The sequence below is a fragment of the Nocardia sp. NPDC059154 genome, assembly GCF_042755705.1.
Taxonomy (GTDB): domain Bacteria; phylum Actinomycetota; class Actinomycetes; order Mycobacteriales; family Mycobacteriaceae; genus Nocardia.
The window spans coordinates 23,107-38,999 of the sequence record NZ_JBHZCS010000011.1 but is presented as its reverse complement, the minus strand read 5'-3'; the positions used below and the strand labels follow the sequence as shown (position 1 = coordinate 38,999).

Here is a 15,893-nt window from a genome sequence, read left to right as displayed (position 1 = left end):
GGGTTCTGCTGGTGCGAATCCTGGTGGCGGGAATCCTGCGTGGTGGTGGGGTGGTGAGAGCGATGGCGGTCATGGTGATCAGTGCGCCGGTGGTACGGACGACCATGACGCCGGGGCCGTACATGAAGACGTCGAAGCTGTTGTCGACCGGGTAGCCGAGGACGGGTTTGCAGAAGCGGGTGTGGATTTCGGCGAAAGGGCCGTCGGGGATGAGTTCCTGGACGGGGGGCTCGCTCTGGCCGTGGATGTGGTGGAAGTGGGATTCGTCGACGATGTTCTCGCGCATCTCCTGGATGTGGATGCGCGATTGCAGGACATCGTCGATGGGACGGGCGAAGGCGCGATCGGTGGCCTCGGGGATCTCGGGCACTTCCCACAGCGGTTCGCCGGCACCGGAGTAGACGAAGATCAGCCCGCTGTGCTCGCGCACCGGGAAACCGCCCAGCGTCACCCGCGGCGGGCGGGGCGCGAAAGGCGCTGAGGCGCAGGCACCGTCGGCATCGAAACGCCAGCCGTGGAACGGGCACTCCACCTGCCCGTCCACCACCCGGCCCCCGGCGCCGAGATGGGCGCCGTAATGCGGGCAGTGCGCGTCGCGGACGGTGGCCCGGCCGTCGCTGCCCCGGAAGGCGATCAGCGCGCGACCGAAGTAATGCAGATTCACGACTTTTCCGGACCGGAGGTGCTTGCTGCGCAAGACCGCATACCAGCCCTCGGGCACCGTCGGCATCGGATAGTGGTCGGCGCGCGGATCGCGCGCCAGCTCGGACAGGCCCGAACGATCACGTCGAAGGAACACGCCGCAAACCCTAACTGGAACCTGTTGCAAAACAATGAACGGAACCGTCGGTTTGCTGTGAATCGTGTTGGACAGGAACGCAACTCGATTCGTGATCGGCCGGGTATCCGTTATTCCATTGGCGGCCTCAGGGATTCGGGTTGCCGTAGGTGGCGGCGATGTCTTTGGAGCTGGGCCAGCGGTTGTAGGTGGGGGACTGGGGCCAGCCGGTGGGGACGTCTTGCCAGTCTTCCTGCCGGCCGTAGGGGAGGAGGTCGATGAGGGGGAAGGTGTGGGTGAGTTGTTCGACGCCGCGGCCGTTGGTGTGCCAGGTGCGGTAGACGGTGTCGCCGTCGCGGAGGAATACGTTGACGCCGAAGCCGCCGCCGGGCGGGGCGTCGATGTCCGCGCCGAATGGGCTGTTGGCCGTGGAGTACCAGGGCATCTGGTTGCCGACGCGGCGCTTGTAGGCGAGGGCCTCGTCGATCGGGCCCTGGGTGACGATGACGAAGCGGGCGTCGTAGAGGTCCAGGAATTCCAAACGGGTGAATTGCGAGGTGAATCCGGTGCAACCGGGGCATTGCCATTCCTCGCCCGGGAACCACATGTGGCTGTAGACGATCAATTGGGACTTGCCGGCGAAGACGTCGGCCAGGCGGACCGGGCCGTCCTCGCCTTCCAGGGTGTAGTCGGGCAGTTCGACCATCGGCAGGCGGCGGCGCTGGGCGGCGATGGCATCGAGCTCGCGGGTCGCGGCCTTCTCACGGAGACGCAGTGCTTCGAGTTCGGTCCGCCAGGTGTCGATGTCGACGACGGGCGGCAGCGGGTTGGTGCTCACAGGATCCTCCCTCACCGGGTTCACAGAGTGCGTGTTGTAGGCATAGACGCCGCGGGCGCGCAGAACTCATCGGTGACCCACCGTCGAATCAGTTGGTGCGATTCGCGTAATCGAGGGGGAGTTTGGCCGGTGGGCAGTCGATGACGGTGTCGTCGTCGGGTTCCCGGGTTTCGAGGTAGGTGATGCGGCCGGTGGAGGCGACCAGGGTTTGCGGGTAGGTGGGGCCCTGGTCGCGGTCGGCGATGATCTGCGGGATGTCGTCCTCGTAATGGCCCAGGGTGCTCTCGGGAAAGTCGAGCATCCACTGCGGATAGCAGATCGTCGTGTGCACCCGGCGCTCGCGGAGCCAGACGATGAGCACGGTGACCGCCCCGGTCGGCTCCACCCAGGCGAGCTTGTACATATCGCCGCTGAGCTGGATCATCTTGGCCGGTTGAGCCGTGGACCAGCGCCCGAACATCGGTCCCATCAGGCAGCGGAAGGCGACAGTCTGCGAATTGCGCACGTAGAGGTCGAACTTCCAGCCGTTCTCGTACGCATAGATCAGATGTCGCCCGACGATTCCCGACAGGTCACCGGCCAGGACCGGTGGGGCGGCGGCATCCTCGGCGCTCATCGCTAACTCCTCTCGGCCGACCTGCGTCAGGACCCGGGCGTCGCGCTCAGCCTATCCGCTGAGCAGGCCTTCCCTGATGATCTCCACGGATGTTCCGGATCAGGGCAGGGGCGGCGGGCGGTCGGGCACCAGCAGGGTGGCGATGGCGGCGCCGACGGGGATGGCGTTGTCGGTGCCGGGCTTGGCGGTCGAGCCCAGGGTGGCGTAGACGACGATGGTGGTGTCTGATTTGGTGTCGTAGAGGGCGATGCCGTTGTAGCCGCCGTAGGCGGGGTTCATGAACAGCCAGTCGGCCATGTGGGGGACGCCGAAGGCGAAGAACTTCTGGGCGGTGAGCGGGCCGAGGCCGGCGGTGGAGGGGGCCATCATCTGCTCGAACTGGTTGGTGGAGAGCAGTTCTCCCGTGCCGAGGGCCCGGACCCAGCGGCCCACGTCGGTGACGGTGGAATTCATGTTGCCGGAGTGCAGGAAGGCCGTCGGGTTCCAGAAGGTGGCGTCTTCGAAGATCTTTCGCTCGTCGGTGTAGCCGTGCAGGATCGGCTCGTCGATCCGGGCGGTGCGGACCACCGCGGAATGCCGCATGCCGAGCGGGCCCAGGACGTACTGGGAGATCAGGTCGCCCAGCGATTTGCCGCTGGCCAGCTGCAGCACCTCGCCCAGGACGACCAGGTCGCTGTGGGCGTAGGCGAAGCTGGCGCCGGGATCGAACAGGGGCGGGCGGGCATTGGCCAGGTCGAACAGCTCCTGGGCGGTCCAGGTGTGGAATGGATTGTCGGCGAAGCGTTTCAGGAAGTCGGGGTCGGTGACGTAGTCGGAGATTCCGGAGGTGCTGTCGGCGAGCATGCGCGGGGTGATCCGGTCGGCGCGTGGGAAGGCCGGCAGCCATTTGGCGATCGGCTGGTCCATGGACAGGGTGCCGGCCGCGTCCAGATGCCACAGCACGGTGGACAGCATCGGCTCCATGGGCTGGCCCACCCGCAGCTGCATGTCGGTGGTCGCGGGGATGCCCAGCGGCGAGTCGCCCGCCGCGCCGATGGTGATCGGCTCCTTGCCCCGCCACACCCCGAAAACCGCTGCGGTGAGGTCGAGTTGGGTCAGTTTGGTGCGCACGATATCGGCGATCTGTGCGGCTTCGGGGGAGTTGGTGCCGGAGCTCTGTGTCTCACCGCCCCGATCGGATCCGCAGGCACCCGCGGCCACGGTCAGCACGATCGCCAGGACCGCACCCACTCGGCATCGAGTCGACACACCCATCACCGGATCCCTTCATCGAAGAAGACGGCCCGAGCAGCGTGGATGACAATCTACGCCGTGCTTGGGCCGTCTTCGCCACGGATCACCGAGGTGCCGGGATTTCACCGGTCGGTCAGGCGACGGGCACCGGTTCGGGGCGGGCGGCGCCCGCCGTCGCGGTGATGCCGACGGCGGCGAGAAGGGCTGCGAGGGTGAGGATTCCCGCACCCACCAGGTAGGTGAGCTGGAAACCCTGGGCCAGAGCCTCGGTGGGGGAGGCGCCGGCGGCCAGCCGGGCAGTGCGGTGATGGAGGGCAATGGTGGTCAGGACGCCGAGTCCCAGGGCCCCGCCCAGTTGCTGGGTGGTGGTGACGAAACCGGAGGCCAGGCCGGTGATATCGGCGTGGGTCTCGCCGACGGCGGCGATGGTGATGGAGACGAACCCCAGGCCCATGCCGAAACCGGCGGTCAGCATGCCGGGAAGGAGGTCCGGGTAGGAGGCGGTCGCCGGGATCCGGGCGAGCAGCAGCATGCCGACGGCGCCGGAGGCCATGGCGGCGACCAGGATCGGGCGAACGCCGACCCTGGGGACGAGGCCGGCGGCGGCGGCGAAACCAGCGATGACCAGGGCACAGAACGGGAGCCAGGCCAGGCCGGTGCGGAGTGGCGAGAAGCGGAGGACCTGCTGGAGGTACAGGGTCAGGAAGAAGAGCATCGACAGGATGGCCGAGCAGAAGAGGATGTTCGCGGTGTTGGCGACGGCGCGGTCGCGGTCCCGGAAGAAGGACAGCGGGATCATCGGGGCCCGGGAACGGCCGGCGCGCAGCAGGAATGCGGCCAGCAGTATGAGGCCCAGTGTGATGCGGGATGCAGTGGTGAGGGCGGCGGAGTGGCCGCTGTCGATGAGGCCGAGGTCGAGGGCGGCGATCGCGCCGGTGATCAGGGCCGCGCTCAGGCCGTCGAGACGGATGTCGGTGCGGGGCGGGCGATTGTCCGGGAGCAGCCGGTGTACCAGGACCAGTGCCAGGACCGCGACCGGCACATTGATGAGGAAACACCAACGCCACCCGGCATATTCGGTGATGACCCCGGAGAGGACGACACCGAGGGTCGCCGCCAGACCGCCCAGCCCGGCCCAAATGCCCAGGGCGCGACTGCGTTCGCGGGGTTCGGCGAAGAGTCCGGCGACGATGCTCAGGGCGGCGGGGCTGGCGAACGCGCCGCCGATGCCCTGACCCGCGCGGCTGGCGATGAGCATCGCCGAGTCCTGCGCCAGGCCGGTGGCCAGCGAGGAGAGGCCGAAGACCGTCACGCCGATCAGGAAGACGCGCTTGCCGCCGAACAGGTCCGCGGTGCGCCCGCCGATCAGCAGAAAGCCGCCGAACAGCAGCAGGTAGGCATTGATGATCCAGGTCAGGTCGGTCTCGGACATGTGCAGGTGCCGCTGGATGGTGGGCAGTGCGACGTTCACGACCGTGTCGTCGAGGTTGAGCATCATCTGGACCGAGCAGAGCAGGCCCAGGGTGAGGTAGCGGAGGGCGGCTCGGCTCGCCACGGGAGGTGCGGTTGTCATGACTCTCCATTTATTGGTGGTGTACCACTAATAAATGAGAGTGTGCGACCAAAACTGTTGGTGGTCAACCACTAATTTCTGGGCGCGCGCCGGTAGAGTGGGCGAGTGACCGATGAGCAGCGCCAGCCCACCACCGCCGAACTGGTCGATGTGCTGCAGCGCGCCGTCGCCCTGGTCCGAAACCACTTCGCGGTCACCACGACCCGGCTCGGCGTCACTCCGGTGCAGGCCAAGGCGCTGGGTCACCTCGCGGAACCGCTGACCCTCAAGGAGTTGTCCGCCCGGCTCGGGGCGGACCTGTCCAATACGGCCACCTCGATCGACCGGCTCGAGTCGCAGGGCTTGGTGCAGAAGCAGATTCATCCGACCGACCGCCGCGCCCGCCTGGTCACGCTGACCCCGGCCGGGGAAGCGCTCCGCACCCAGCTCGATGAACAGGTCTTCGGGTCGGTACCGGCGCTGGCCGTGTTGGACGCGAACCAGCAGCGCGAGCTCTATGCGCTGCTGGAACTCGTTGTCTCCCAATAGGGTTCAGCTGAGCGGCACAGCGTTCAGCTGGGCTGGGGGGCAGCCGGGCCGGGCTGGGTTGCCGGTGCCGGATTGATCAGACCGTCCGCCATGCCGACGGCCGCTCCGACACCGGCGCCGAGTGCCATGAACGGTGCGGCGATCATGGCATAGCCGATGACGCCGCCGATGGCCGGGACGATGACCAGGCCGATCGGCGCGAAGGGGAGTCCGGCGATCGCGCCCGAGACCACGCCGACCAGTGCGCCGGTCCACGCGATCGGACTGGCCAGGACGGACCCGACCGACGCGCCGATGGCCGCGTCACCGAGGATGGCCTTCGCGACACTGGTGGAGCGGGCATGGTCGAGCCCGGCCGCTTCGAGCGACTGTGCCAGACCGGTTTCCGTGCCCGTGGTCGCGGTATTGATCTGCTGGGTCTGCTCGGGGGTCAGAAAGAACGGCCGGTCGAGCTGGAGGGTGCCGATGTGAATCGACGAGTCCGGGATATCCAGGGCCGGCTGATTCGCCACGACCGGTGGCGCTTCCTCGGCCAGCGCGGGTGTTACTCCCAGGAGAATCAGGGAGAGGGGAAGAGCCCCCGCAACGGCGATCCGGGCCGCACGCCGACAAAGCTGAACCGAACTTGTGGGCTGCCTTGTGCCCATAGGGAAACCTCATTCCGAGATGTCGATGACTTCGCATCAGGATTCGAAACCGGAACCCTCTCGGATCTGTCCAGATTATGGGAATTGTTGGCAGCGATCGGTTTTGCGAGGTACTGGAAGAAGTTGTGCGAGGTATGGGAGGAAATTGGGGCCCGCGCACTGTCGTGCACGGGCCCCGGAACGGTCAGCCGCGGTGCATCCGCGGGCCCGGGCCGCCCCAATTGTGGTGGCCGTGATGGCCGTGGTGCATGAGGACCAGCATGCCCACGATGTAGAGGATGGCGAACAGGACGAAGAGGGCGCCGCCGATCCAGAGGGAGAGGATGCCGAGGTAGCGGGCTCGGTGCGAGGCGTAGCGGGCGCCGTCGGCATCGCCTTCGGACCACAGGGGAAAGACGTTCAGGGCGTGGGTGAACGCGGAGAAGGAGAGGGGCCAGAAGAACAGGAGGGACGCGACGGCCCAGCCGATATTGTTCGGCGGGCGAGTGATGGGTCGCTGTGAGGTTGCGGGGGTTGTGGCCGCGTCTGGAAGCTCGGTTGTTCGAGGCTCGTCGGGCTTCGCGGCCGGTTCGGGGGTCGTCATGGCAGAATCCTTTTCGAATTGCCTGGTCCGCGAATTTTCGCGGGTTCTATGAGGTCGATTAGGACATCGCTGTCTGGTAACCGACCGAGAACCGCCGGTGAGATCGCTGCGTAGGAGATTCGAGAACTATCGGAGGTCGTCGGACAGGGCGGCGGCGACCTCTGTCAGCAGTGGTGCGGCGCGGTCGATGAGCTCCTCGGTCATCCGGCCCACCGGGCCGGACACCGAAATCGCCAGCCGGGCAGGCGCTTTGGGCACCGCCACCGCCACGCAGCGCACGCCGAGCTCCTGCTCGCCCTCGTCCATGGCGTATCCGGTGCGCGCGGCCTCGTCCAGCTGCCGGGCGAACTCCTCCGGATCGGTGATGGTGTTGTCGGTGTAGCGCGGCATTCCGGTGCGCTGCAACAGCTCTCGGGTCAGATCCGGCGCCGATCCGGCCAGGATGGCCTTGCCCACGGCCGTGCAGTGCGGCAGCACCCGCCGGCCCACCTCGGTGAACATGCGCATGGAGTGCCGCGACTGCACCTGCGCCACATAGACGATCTGATCGCCGTCCAGCATGGCCATGTTCGCGGATTCACCGAGCTCATCGACCAGCCGGGACAGGTGCGGGCGGGCCAGCACCGCCAGCATCTGCGAGGAGCTCTCACCGAGCTTGATCAGCTTGGGGCCCAGCACATACTTGCGTGATGGCTCCTGGTGCAGGTAACCCAGATCCACCAGGGTGCGCACCAGCCGGTGAATGGTCGGCAGCGGCAGCCCCGACTCCGCGGCGAGCTGGGACAGGCCCATCATGCCGCCCTCGTCGGCCATCAGCTCCAGCAGGGCGAACGCGCGCTCGATGGACTGCACGCCGCCGGTGCCGCTCTTGGGCTCCTTCGCTGCTGGCACCCCGGTCCTCCTCAGTTTTTCCGAATGCCGGAATTCTAGGGCAGATCGTAGATCACCTGTTCTGCCCAGTAGCCTGAGGCCCATGCGGCTACGCGCGGAGTTCACGACCGAACCGTTCCATGGCGAAGGGGAGACGCCGCCGCATGCCAGAGCGGCCCTCGAACTCGCCGAATCGGCCGGTTTGGAATGCGATTTCGGTCCGCTCGGCACCTCGGTGGCCGGGACCGACGACCGACTGCTGCCGGTGCTGGGCGAGATCATGGTGACCGCCTTCGCGCACGGGGCGACCCGGGTGACCATGCAGGTCGAGCAGGATGACTGAGCGTTCGCCGATGGACGAGTCGCACCCCGTGCTGGTGACCCTCGCTCCGCTGCTGGAGAGAACTGGCGGCCGCCTGGTGCCCGCGCAGGAGGCCACCGCCGACGATGTCCCCCTGGTCTGGGAAGGAACGACCCTGGCCTGCGTGCGTTTCGGTCAGCCCGAGTCCGACACCCTCGGCGGCCTGGAGCGGCTGCTGGACGAGGTGGCGGCAGAGCTGGGCGGGCCGCTGGCCGGACTGCCGCGCGTCGAGAAGCAGCGTGCTGTGCGATTGCTGGAAGAGCGGGGCGCCTTCACGTTCCGTAAGTCGGCGGAGACCGTGGCGGCGGCGTTGGGTGTCACCCGCTTCACCGTCTACAACTACCTGAACCGCGAACGCGCCTGACCGGGCTGTCGGCCGACCGATATATATTCAACGAATTGTTGACGGCCAATGTGGCCCGTGCCACTCTTTTCGAATAGCGGAATGACCCTTCCGCTATCCGAGAGAGGTTGCGCCAATGGAGACGTTGAGCGAACGCGGTTCACCTGCGGGCCAAAGAGTTTCGACGCCATACCGAAGACTTTCGACGGTCGTCCGGCCGTCGCGGTCGGGCCGACTACGCGCCGGAAGTGCTGCTTCCTCCGCTGATCGAGGGGGCCGGCCCGCCCGTGACTGCTGAATCCGCACCCGGCGTCCCGGGAACTCCCTCCACGCCGGAGTCCACCGCATCGGCGGTCCTGGAACCCGAAGCGCCCGAACGACATCCGGTCGATGTCGTCCCGCCGCCCTGGCAGTTGCTCGCCGGCGGCCTGCAGCACATCGCCGCCATGGTCGCCGGCGTCGTGGCGCCACCGCTGATCGTGGGCGCCGCGGTCGGCCTGGGCACCCGGGACACGGTCATGCTCATCACCGCGAGCCTGTTCACCGCCGGACTGGCCACCCTGCTGCAGTCCCTGGGCTGGTGGAAGTTCGGCGCGCGGCTGCCGCTCATCAATGGCGGATCCTTCGCGGCGGTGGGACCGATCCTGGCGATCGCCAAGGACGCCGCGCCGGGCGAGGCGCTGCCGGTCATCTTCGGAGCCACCCTGGTGGCGGGCATGCTGGCCGTCCTCGCCGCCCCGTATTTCTCACGGCTGCACCGGTTTTTCCCGCCGATCGTGGGTGGCACGGTCATCTCGCTCATCGGCCTGTCGCTGCTGCCGGTCGCGCTCGGCTGGATCAGCGGCGCGGGCGAGGGCTCCATGGGCTCGGCGCATGTGCCGCTGAAGAACCTGCTGGACGCGGCGATCGCGCTGGTGGTCGTGCTGCTGTGCCATCGATTCCTGAAAGGGTTCGGGCGGCAGCTGGCCCTGCTGATCGGACTGGTCGCGGGTTCGCTGGCGGGATGGCCACTGGGACTGCTGGATACGGGCCCGGTGCGCAACAGCGCGCTGGTCGGTTTCATACCGCCCATGCACTTCGGTGCACCGCAGTTCCAGATCGGTGCGATCGTCTCGCTGTGCATCGTGATGCTCGTGGTGATGACCGAGTCGACCGCGACCATGATCGCGCTCGGCGAGATCGTGGACCGGCCCGCCGAGGAGCAGCACATCGCGGGCGGGCTGCGGGCGGCCGGTGTCGGCACCATGCTGGCCTCGGTCATGGGCGGATTCGCCTGCGGCGCTTTCGCGCAGAACGTCGGACTGGTGGCGCTCACCCGCATGTACAGCCGTTTCGTCGTGGCCGCCGGCGGTGCGCTGCTGGTGCTGCTGGGGTTGTTCCCGGTGGCGAGCGCGGTGGTGGAGCTGGTGCCGAAACCGGCTCTGGGCGGAACGGGTCTCGTACTGTTCGGGACGGTCGCCGCGAGCGGTATCCGCACCCTGGCCAAGGCCGATCTGCACGATCCGATCAACTCCCTGATCGTGGGCGTCGCGCTGTTCATCGGCATGACACCGACGGTCGCGCCCTCGTTCTACGCCGGTCTGCCGGGACCGGTGTCGATCATCCTTGCGTCGGGGATCAGTGCGGGCTGTCTGGCGGCCCTGGTGTTGCACCAGCTGTTCAGATCCCGCACCAGCGCCGCCCTGGCGGCGGCACCGGCCGCGCAGAATACCTAGCCGACGCCGGTGCGATGATCAGCGGCGGAGGGCCGATCACGGTCGGCCCTCCGCCGCTGTTCGCGTTTCGGGTTGGCCGGCACGTATGCTCGGCTAGCGTCCTGACCTGCGGTCTCTGTATATTTTCAACAAAATGTTGACGAGTTGTTGTGGCCCGTGACACTCTTCTCGAGTAGCGGAATCACCCTTCCGCTATCCGAGAGAGGTAGCGCCGATGGTGACATTGAGCGAATTCAATTCGACAGCCGGGGAACAACTCCGGCCGGACCTGCTGACCTGCTGTGACGTGCCCGCCTGGGCCGACGGCGTGCTGGCGGCCCGGCCCTATGCCGATATCGACAGCGTGCTCGCCCGGGCCGGCGTGCTGGCCGGCGCCCTGAGCGGAGCCGAGGTGGATCGCGCGCTGGCCGCGCACCCCCGCATCGGTGACCGCGTGTCGGGCACCGACACCGGATCCGCGTGGTCGCGCCAGGAGCAGGCCGGGGTCGGTCAGGACGTGGCCATCGCCGCGCAGCTGCTGGACGGCAATCGCGCCTACGAGAAGCGTTTCGGCCGGGTCTTCCTGATCTGCGCCACCGGCCTGTCCGCCGAGCAGATTCTGGCGAGCCTGCACCAGCGCCTCACCAACGACGACGCCACCGAGGCGGCCGTGGTGGCCGAGGAGCTGCGCAAGATCGCGGTCCTGCGCCTGCGAAAGGTATTCGAGCAGTGAGCACCATTACGACGCACATCCTGGACTCCGCGCTGGGCAAGCCCGCGGCCGGTGTCGAGGTGCGGCTGGAACAGGTCGGCCCGGACGCGCGGGTGCTGGCCGAGGGCAAGACCGATGACGACGGCCGGATCCGCGATCTCGGCCCCGAAGGGCTCGCGGCCGGTGTCTACCGGCTCACCTTCGATATCGAAAGCTATGCCGCCGCAACGAATCAGACCTACTTCTACCCGTCGGTCTCCATCACCTTCAAGGTCGCCGGGGCGGCGGGCGAGCACTATCACGTGCCCCTGCTCATGAGCCCCTTCGCCTACTCCACCTACCGAGGAAGCTGAACTCACATGGCAATCAAGCTGGGACAGAACCAGTACGGCAAGGCCGAGAACCGCGTCGTCCGCGTCTACCGCGACACCCCGCGCCACCAGATCCGCGACCTGAACGTCTCCTCGGCGCTGCGCGGCGACTTCACCGACGCCCACATCACCGGTGACCAGGGCGACGTGCTGCCCACCGACACCCAGAAGAACACCGCCTTCTCCTTCGCCAAGGAGAAGGGCGTGCACTCCATCGAGGAGTTCGGTCTCACCCTCGCCGACCACTTCATCTCCCGGGCCCCCACCGCCACCGGTGCGCGCGTCGAGATCGAGGAGTACGCCTGGGATCGCATCGAGGTCGACGGCCAGGGCCATGATCACTCGTTCGTGAAGTCGGGCCGGGGCGTACGCACCACCGTGGTGAATGTCGACGGCGTCGGCCCGGACCGCAAGGCCCACGTGGTCTCGGGCGTGAAGGACCTGACCCTGCTGAAGACCACGGGCTCGGAGTTCCATGGCTTCTTCAAGGACAAGTACACCACCCTGCAGCCGACCAACGACCGCATCATGGCGACCTCGCTGGTGGCCCGCTGGCGCTACAACCACACCGACGTCGACTGGGACAAGACCTACGACGCCATCCTCAAGACCATCCTGCGGCAGTTCGCCGTGGTGCACTCGCTGGCGCTGCAGCAGACCCTCTACTCCATGGGCCGCGCGGTGCTCGAGCAGTTCACCGAGGTCGCCGAGATCCGTTTCTCGGCCCCGAACAAGCACCACTTCCTGGTGGACCTGAGCCCCTTCAATGTGGACAACCCGGGCGAGGTCTTCATCGCCGCGGACCGTCCGTACGGCCTGATCGAGGCCACCGTCGAGCGCGACGACGCCAACGAGGCCGGGAACGCCTGGCTCGCCACCCCGGGCTTTTGCTAATTGGCTCGGTGCTGATCTAGGAGGTGCGGCGATGGGTGATGACCAGGGCCGCGTGACAGAGACCATCACCCGTCCCGAGGATGCGCGACATCCCCTGGGCCAGTTGGTGGTCTACGGAACTCAGCACATCCTGACGATGTACGGCGGTGTGATCGCACCGCCGCTGATCGTCGGCGGTGCGGCCGGGCTCTCGGCGTCGGACATGGCCCTGCTGGTGACGGCGGGCCTGTTCCTCTCCGGTCTGGCCACCCTGCTACAGACCCTCGGCATCGGGCCGGTCGGCTCCAGATTGCCGATTGTGCAGGGCATTTCGTTCGCCAGTGTCTCCACGATGGTCACCATCGCGAGCGACGGCGGACTCCGGCCGGTCTTCGGCGCGATCATAGTCGCCGGTCTGATCGGGCTGGTGCTGTCCAGTTTCTTCGCCAAGCTGGTACGGCTCTTCCCGGCCGTGGTGACCGGGACGATCATCACGGTGATCGGACTCTCGTTGCTGCCCACCGCATTCCGGTGGGCGATGGGCAACGATCCCAAGGCGGCCGACTACGGCTCGATGGGCAATATCGGTTTCGCGGGGCTGACCCTGCTCATCATTCTGGTGATCAGCCGGCTCTTCCAGGGCGCGATCTCGCGGCTGTCGATCCTGATCGGCCTGGCGATCGGCACCCTGCTGGCCGTGGTCACCCACCACACCGACTTCTCGGCGGTCGGCAAGGCGAAAATCATTGCGCTGCCGCCGATCCTGCACTTCGGCGGGCCGACCTTCGAGGCCGGGGCGATCGTGTCCATGACCATCGTGATCCTGGTGATCATGACCGAGACCACCGCCGACATCCTCGCCATCGGCGAGATCGTCGGTACCGAGGTGGATTCGGCGCGGGTGGCGGCCGGCCTGCGGGCCGACATGCTGTCCACCACGGTCGCGCCGGTGTTCGGCAGTTTCCCGTGCAGCGCCTTCGCGCAGAACGTGGGACTGGTGGCGCTCACCGGCATCAAGAGCCGATTCGTGGTCGCGACAGGCGGTTTGGTGCTCGTACTGCTGGGCTTGTTCCCGGTGGTGGGTGCGGTGGTGGCCGGGATTCCGTATCCGGTGCTGGGCGGTGCGGGCATCGTCCTGTTCGGATCCGTGGCGGCGAGCGGTATCCGCACGCTCGCGCGGGTGGACTTCACCGACAACCTCAATATGGTCATCGTCGCGGTGGCCATGGGCGTGGGCCTGATTCCGATTGCGGCGCCGACGTTCTGGGACAGGTTCCCGACCTGGCTCGGGGTGATCATGCACTCCGGCATCTCCGCCACGGCGGTGGTGGCGATCGCGTTGAACCTGGTGTTCAACGAGATCAAGCGTGGAAACAAGGCGGGCGCTTCGGTGTTCGCGGCAGCCGAGGATCGCAAGGACGATCTGGGCGAGCGCCTGGACGACGATATCCGCGACTGAGTCGGCGACATCCGCGACTGAATCGGCTATTTCGTATATCTCGTGCCGTACTGGCCGGTAGCTCCCGGAACTCTCTTGACGGGGTTGTTTCGGGAGCACTAGCATTTTCACATCCCGAAAAAACATTTCCGCATTATGGAAACAGCGGAAGCGCTGCGGGAACGAACTGGAGGGATTCCTGATGACCCACTCGCTCAACTACGCCGTGAACTGCTCGCTGCTGTTCACCGAGCTGCCCATCCTGGAGCGCCCGGAAGCCGTGCGGCAGGCCGGATTCGACGCCATCGAGTTCTGGTGGCCCTTCGCCGAGGCGGTCCCGTCGGACCGGGACGTGGACGCCTTCGTCGCCGCCGTGCAGAACGCGGGCGTGCAGCTGATCGGCCTCAACTTCTTCGCCGGCGACATGGCCGGCGGCGACCGCGGCCTGGTCTCCTGGCCATCGCGGTCCGCGGAGTTCAAGGACAATATCGACGTCACGGTCGGCATCGGAGAACGACTGGGCACCAAGGCTTTCAACGCCCTCTACGGCAACCGCGTCGACGACGCCACCCCGGAGCAGCAGGACGAGCTGGCCGTCGAGAATCTGGCGGCGGCGGCCGTGGCCGCCTCCCGGATCGGGGCCACCATCCTGGTCGAGCCCGCCTCCGGCGCACCGCGCTACCCGCTGCTGAAGGCCGTCGACGGACTCGCTGTCATCGACAAGGTGCAGGCGTATGCGGGCGTCAGCAATATCGGCCTGCTCGCCGACCTCTACCACCTCGCCGTGAACGGTGACGACGTGGACAAGGTGATCTCCGAGTACACCGACCGGATCGCCCACGTGCAGATCGCCGACAACCCGGGCCGCAACGAGCCGGGCACCGGCGAGCTCCAGCTCGAGCTTCAGCTCACCGACCTCGCGTCGCGCGGCTACCGGGGCTGGGTCGGCCTCGAGTACAAGCCGTCCGGCCGTTCCGAGGACGCCTTCGAATGGCTGCCGCGTGAGCGTCGCGCCGCGAAGTAGCCCGCCGTCCAGAGACCAGAGAACTTGCCATACAGAGGATCAGGGAACAGATCATGACCAACATCGCTTTCATCGGCCTCGGCATCATGGGCAGCCCGATGGCCGTCCACCTCCAGAACGCCGGCCACGCCGTCAAGGGCTTCGACCGCAACCCGGCCCAGGCCCAGCCGCTGGTCGACGTGGGCGGCCGTGCGGTCACCTCGATCGCGGACGCCGTGCGCGGCGCGGAGGTCATCGCGGTGATGGTGCCGGACTCCCCGCACGTGCAGGAGGTGCTGGCCGGTGAAAAGGGTGTCTTCGAGACTGCCGAGCCGGGCGCGCTGATCATCGACTTCTCCAGCATCCGCCCCGATGTCACCCAGGAGCTGGCGAAGCAGGCCGCCGAGCGTGGCTTCCGACTGCTGGACGCCCCGGTCTCCGGCGGCGAGCCGGGCGCCGTGAACGCGACCCTGTCCATCATGGTCGGCGGCTCGGCCGAGGACTTCGCCACCGCCAAGCCGGTTTTCGACACCGTCGGCAAGACCATCGTGCACGTCGGCACCAATGGCGCGGGCCAGACCGTGAAGGCCGCCAACCAGCTCATCGTGGCCAGCAACATCCAGGCCGTGGCCGAGGCCGTGGTCTTCCTCGAGGCCTACGGCGTCGAGCTGGGCCCCGCCCTGGACGTGCTCGGCGGCGGCCTGGCCGGTTCGGCCGTGCTGAACCAGAAGCGCGACAAGATGATCAACCGCGAGTTCGCGCCGGGCTTCCGCATCGACCTGCACCACAAGGACATGGGCATCTTCACCACCGCCGCGCGTGAGGCCGGTCTGGTGACCCCGGCCGGCTCGCTCATCGCGCAGCTGGTCGCCTCGGCTCGCGCCAATGGCGACGGCCACCTGGACCACTCTGCACTGCTGCGCGGCGTCGAGCGCCTGAGCGGCAAGCTGGACAAGGAGAACTGATTATGGCGCGCATGCGCACCGTCGACGCGGCGGTCCTGATCCTGGAAAAGGAAGGGGCCACACAGGCTTTCGGCCTGCCGGGCGCCGCGATCAACCCGTTCTACAGCGCCATGAAGGCGCACGGCGGCATCAAGCACGTGCTGGCCCGCCACGTCGAGGCCGCCTCGCACATGGCCGAGGGCTTCACCCGGGCCAAGCCCGGCAATATCGGTATCTGCATCGGGACGTCGGGCCCCGCGGGCACCGACATGGTGACCGGTCTGTATGCCGCCAGCGCGGATTCCATTCCGATCCTGTGCATCACGGGCCAGGCCCCGGTGTCCAAGCTGCACAAGGAGGACTTCCAGGCCGTCGACATCGCGTCCATCGCGAAGCCGCTGGCCAAGTGGGCGCACACCGTGCTCGAGCCCGCCCAGGTGCCCGGCGCTTTCCAGAAGGCGTTCTGGCTCATGCGCGAAGGCCGTCCG

General features: G+C 67.4%; 19 protein-coding genes. 11 read left to right on the top strand and 8 right to left on the bottom strand.

Translation table 11 applies throughout. From position 1 onward, the window contains the following. From ACFXN1_RS12370 to ACFXN1_RS12350, 5 genes are all read right to left on the bottom strand, one after another. Nucleotides 1-799 (bottom strand): Rieske 2Fe-2S domain-containing protein (locus ACFXN1_RS12370; RefSeq protein ID WP_379463567.1); only part of this gene is annotated, 799 nt, incomplete at its 3' end. A 127-nt stretch (nt 800-926) separates the two neighbouring features. After that, nucleotides 927-1,616 (bottom strand): DUF899 domain-containing protein, encoded by a 690-nt coding sequence (locus ACFXN1_RS12365; RefSeq protein WP_379437468.1) that lies wholly within the window; start codon nt 1,614-1,616, stop codon nt 927-929. A gap of 88 nt (nt 1,617-1,704) precedes the next feature. Then, nucleotides 1,705-2,232, bottom strand: a complete 528-nt coding sequence (locus ACFXN1_RS12360) for a phenolic acid decarboxylase (RefSeq protein WP_379437467.1) — start codon at nt 2,230-2,232, stop codon at nt 1,705-1,707. A 99-nt stretch (nt 2,233-2,331) separates the two neighbouring features. Then, nucleotides 2,332-3,486, bottom strand: a complete 1,155-nt coding sequence (locus ACFXN1_RS12355) for a serine hydrolase domain-containing protein (RefSeq protein ID WP_379437465.1) — start codon at nt 3,484-3,486, stop codon at nt 2,332-2,334. A 112-nt stretch (nt 3,487-3,598) separates the two neighbouring features. Further along, complete coding sequence (locus ACFXN1_RS12350; RefSeq protein WP_379437463.1) at nt 3,599-5,038, bottom strand: MFS transporter; 1,440 nt, start codon at nt 5,036-5,038, stop codon at nt 3,599-3,601. 105 nt (nt 5,039-5,143) lie between these two features. Here ACFXN1_RS12350 and ACFXN1_RS12345 point away from each other — a divergent pair, with 105 nt between their 5' ends. Then, on the top strand, nt 5,144-5,566 hold the full coding sequence (locus ACFXN1_RS12345; protein WP_379399777.1) for a MarR family winged helix-turn-helix transcriptional regulator: 423 nt from the start codon (nt 5,144-5,146) through the stop codon (nt 5,564-5,566). A 23-nt stretch (nt 5,567-5,589) separates the two neighbouring features. Here ACFXN1_RS12345 and ACFXN1_RS12340 read toward each other — a convergent pair whose 3' ends face one another. The 3 genes from ACFXN1_RS12340 to ACFXN1_RS12330 all read right to left on the bottom strand — a co-directional run bounded on the left by ACFXN1_RS12340 (nt 5,590) and on the right by ACFXN1_RS12330 (nt 7,687). Continuing rightward, the gene (locus ACFXN1_RS12340; protein ID WP_379437461.1) at nt 5,590-6,078 is read right to left on the bottom strand and encodes a hypothetical protein; all 489 of its coding nucleotides are present in this window, start codon (nt 6,076-6,078) and stop codon (nt 5,590-5,592) included. A gap of 319 nt (nt 6,079-6,397) precedes the next feature. Then, nucleotides 6,398-6,796, bottom strand: a complete 399-nt coding sequence (locus ACFXN1_RS12335; RefSeq protein ID WP_379437459.1) for a CD225/dispanin family protein — start codon at nt 6,794-6,796, stop codon at nt 6,398-6,400. Between the two features lie 126 nt (nt 6,797-6,922). After that, nucleotides 6,923-7,687 carry an IclR family transcriptional regulator gene (locus ACFXN1_RS12330; protein WP_379437457.1) on the bottom strand — a complete coding sequence of 255 codons (765 nt, stop codon included), beginning with the start codon at nt 7,685-7,687 and terminating at the stop codon, nt 6,923-6,925. 82 nt (nt 7,688-7,769) lie between these two features. Between ACFXN1_RS12330 and ACFXN1_RS12325 the strand changes: the two genes are divergently transcribed. The 10 genes from ACFXN1_RS12325 to ACFXN1_RS12280 form a co-directional block, all read left to right on the top strand. Further along, complete coding sequence (locus ACFXN1_RS12325; protein WP_356999696.1) at nt 7,770-8,009, top strand: thiamine-binding protein; 240 nt, start codon at nt 7,770-7,772, stop codon at nt 8,007-8,009. A 10-nt stretch (nt 8,010-8,019) separates the two neighbouring features. Continuing rightward, nucleotides 8,020-8,391, top strand: coding sequence for a helix-turn-helix domain-containing protein (locus ACFXN1_RS12320; RefSeq protein WP_379421248.1), 372 nt, complete (start codon nt 8,020-8,022; stop codon nt 8,389-8,391). A gap of 266 nt (nt 8,392-8,657) precedes the next feature. Next, nucleotides 8,658-10,085, top strand: coding sequence for a nucleobase:cation symporter-2 family protein (locus ACFXN1_RS12315; RefSeq protein WP_379437456.1), 1,428 nt, complete (start codon nt 8,658-8,660; stop codon nt 10,083-10,085). Between the two features lie 214 nt (nt 10,086-10,299). Further along, nucleotides 10,300-10,797 carry a 2-oxo-4-hydroxy-4-carboxy-5-ureidoimidazoline decarboxylase gene (gene uraD / locus ACFXN1_RS12310; RefSeq protein ID WP_379444215.1) on the top strand — a complete coding sequence of 166 codons (498 nt, stop codon included), beginning with the start codon at nt 10,300-10,302 and terminating at the stop codon, nt 10,795-10,797. Next, nucleotides 10,785-11,129, top strand: a complete 345-nt coding sequence (gene uraH, locus ACFXN1_RS12305) for a hydroxyisourate hydrolase (protein ID WP_354840832.1) — start codon at nt 10,785-10,787, stop codon at nt 11,127-11,129. Before uraD ends, uraH begins: the two co-directional genes overlap by 13 nt. A gap of 6 nt (nt 11,130-11,135) precedes the next feature. Further along, complete coding sequence (pucL, locus tag ACFXN1_RS12300) at nt 11,136-12,041, top strand: factor-independent urate hydroxylase (RefSeq protein WP_379399771.1); 906 nt, start codon at nt 11,136-11,138, stop codon at nt 12,039-12,041. Between the two features lie 31 nt (nt 12,042-12,072). Then, nucleotides 12,073-13,479: a nucleobase:cation symporter-2 family protein gene (locus ACFXN1_RS12295; RefSeq protein WP_379444214.1), complete on the top strand. Its 1,407-nt coding sequence runs from the start codon at nt 12,073-12,075 to the stop codon at nt 13,477-13,479. Nucleotides 13,480-13,660: 181 nt separating this feature from the next. Then, nucleotides 13,661-14,482: a hydroxypyruvate isomerase family protein gene (locus ACFXN1_RS12290; RefSeq protein ID WP_379444213.1), complete on the top strand. Its 822-nt coding sequence runs from the start codon at nt 13,661-13,663 to the stop codon at nt 14,480-14,482. A 53-nt stretch (nt 14,483-14,535) separates the two neighbouring features. Next, on the top strand, nt 14,536-15,426 hold the full coding sequence (locus tag ACFXN1_RS12285; protein WP_379444212.1) for a 2-hydroxy-3-oxopropionate reductase: 891 nt from the start codon (nt 14,536-14,538) through the stop codon (nt 15,424-15,426). A gap of 2 nt (nt 15,427-15,428) precedes the next feature. Beyond that, nucleotides 15,429-15,893, top strand: a 465-nt coding sequence (locus ACFXN1_RS12280) for a thiamine pyrophosphate-binding protein (RefSeq protein WP_379463566.1), incomplete at its 3' end; no start/stop codon positions are given.

What these genes read in the sequence shown, in the direction of transcription:
- ACFXN1_RS12320 (WP_379421248.1), top strand. Translation starts at nt 8,020, where the DNA reads ATGGACGAGTCGCACCCCGTGCTGGTGACCCTCGCTCCGCTGCTGGAG.
- ACFXN1_RS12290 (WP_379444213.1), top strand. Translation starts at nt 13,661, where the DNA reads ATGACCCACTCGCTCAACTACGCCGTGAACTGCTCGCTGCTGTTCACC.
- uraD (WP_379444215.1), top strand. Translation starts at nt 10,300, where the DNA reads ATGGTGACATTGAGCGAATTCAATTCGACAGCCGGGGAACAACTCCGG.
- ACFXN1_RS12360 (WP_379437467.1), bottom strand. Translation starts at nt 2,232, where the DNA reads ATGAGCGCCGAGGATGCCGCCGCCCCACCGGTCCTGGCCGGTGACCTG.
- ACFXN1_RS12325 (WP_356999696.1), top strand. Translation starts at nt 7,770, where the DNA reads ATGCGGCTACGCGCGGAGTTCACGACCGAACCGTTCCATGGCGAAGGG.
- pucL (WP_379399771.1), top strand. Translation starts at nt 11,136, where the DNA reads ATGGCAATCAAGCTGGGACAGAACCAGTACGGCAAGGCCGAGAACCGC.
- ACFXN1_RS12335 (WP_379437459.1), bottom strand. Translation starts at nt 6,796, where the DNA reads ATGACGACCCCCGAACCGGCCGCGAAGCCCGACGAGCCTCGAACAACC.
- ACFXN1_RS12350 (WP_379437463.1), bottom strand. Translation starts at nt 5,038, where the DNA reads ATGACAACCGCACCTCCCGTGGCGAGCCGAGCCGCCCTCCGCTACCTC.
- ACFXN1_RS12285 (WP_379444212.1), top strand. Translation starts at nt 14,536, where the DNA reads ATGACCAACATCGCTTTCATCGGCCTCGGCATCATGGGCAGCCCGATG.
- ACFXN1_RS12295 (WP_379444214.1), top strand. Translation starts at nt 12,073, where the DNA reads ATGGGTGATGACCAGGGCCGCGTGACAGAGACCATCACCCGTCCCGAG.
- ACFXN1_RS12355 (WP_379437465.1), bottom strand. Translation starts at nt 3,486, where the DNA reads ATGGGTGTGTCGACTCGATGCCGAGTGGGTGCGGTCCTGGCGATCGTG.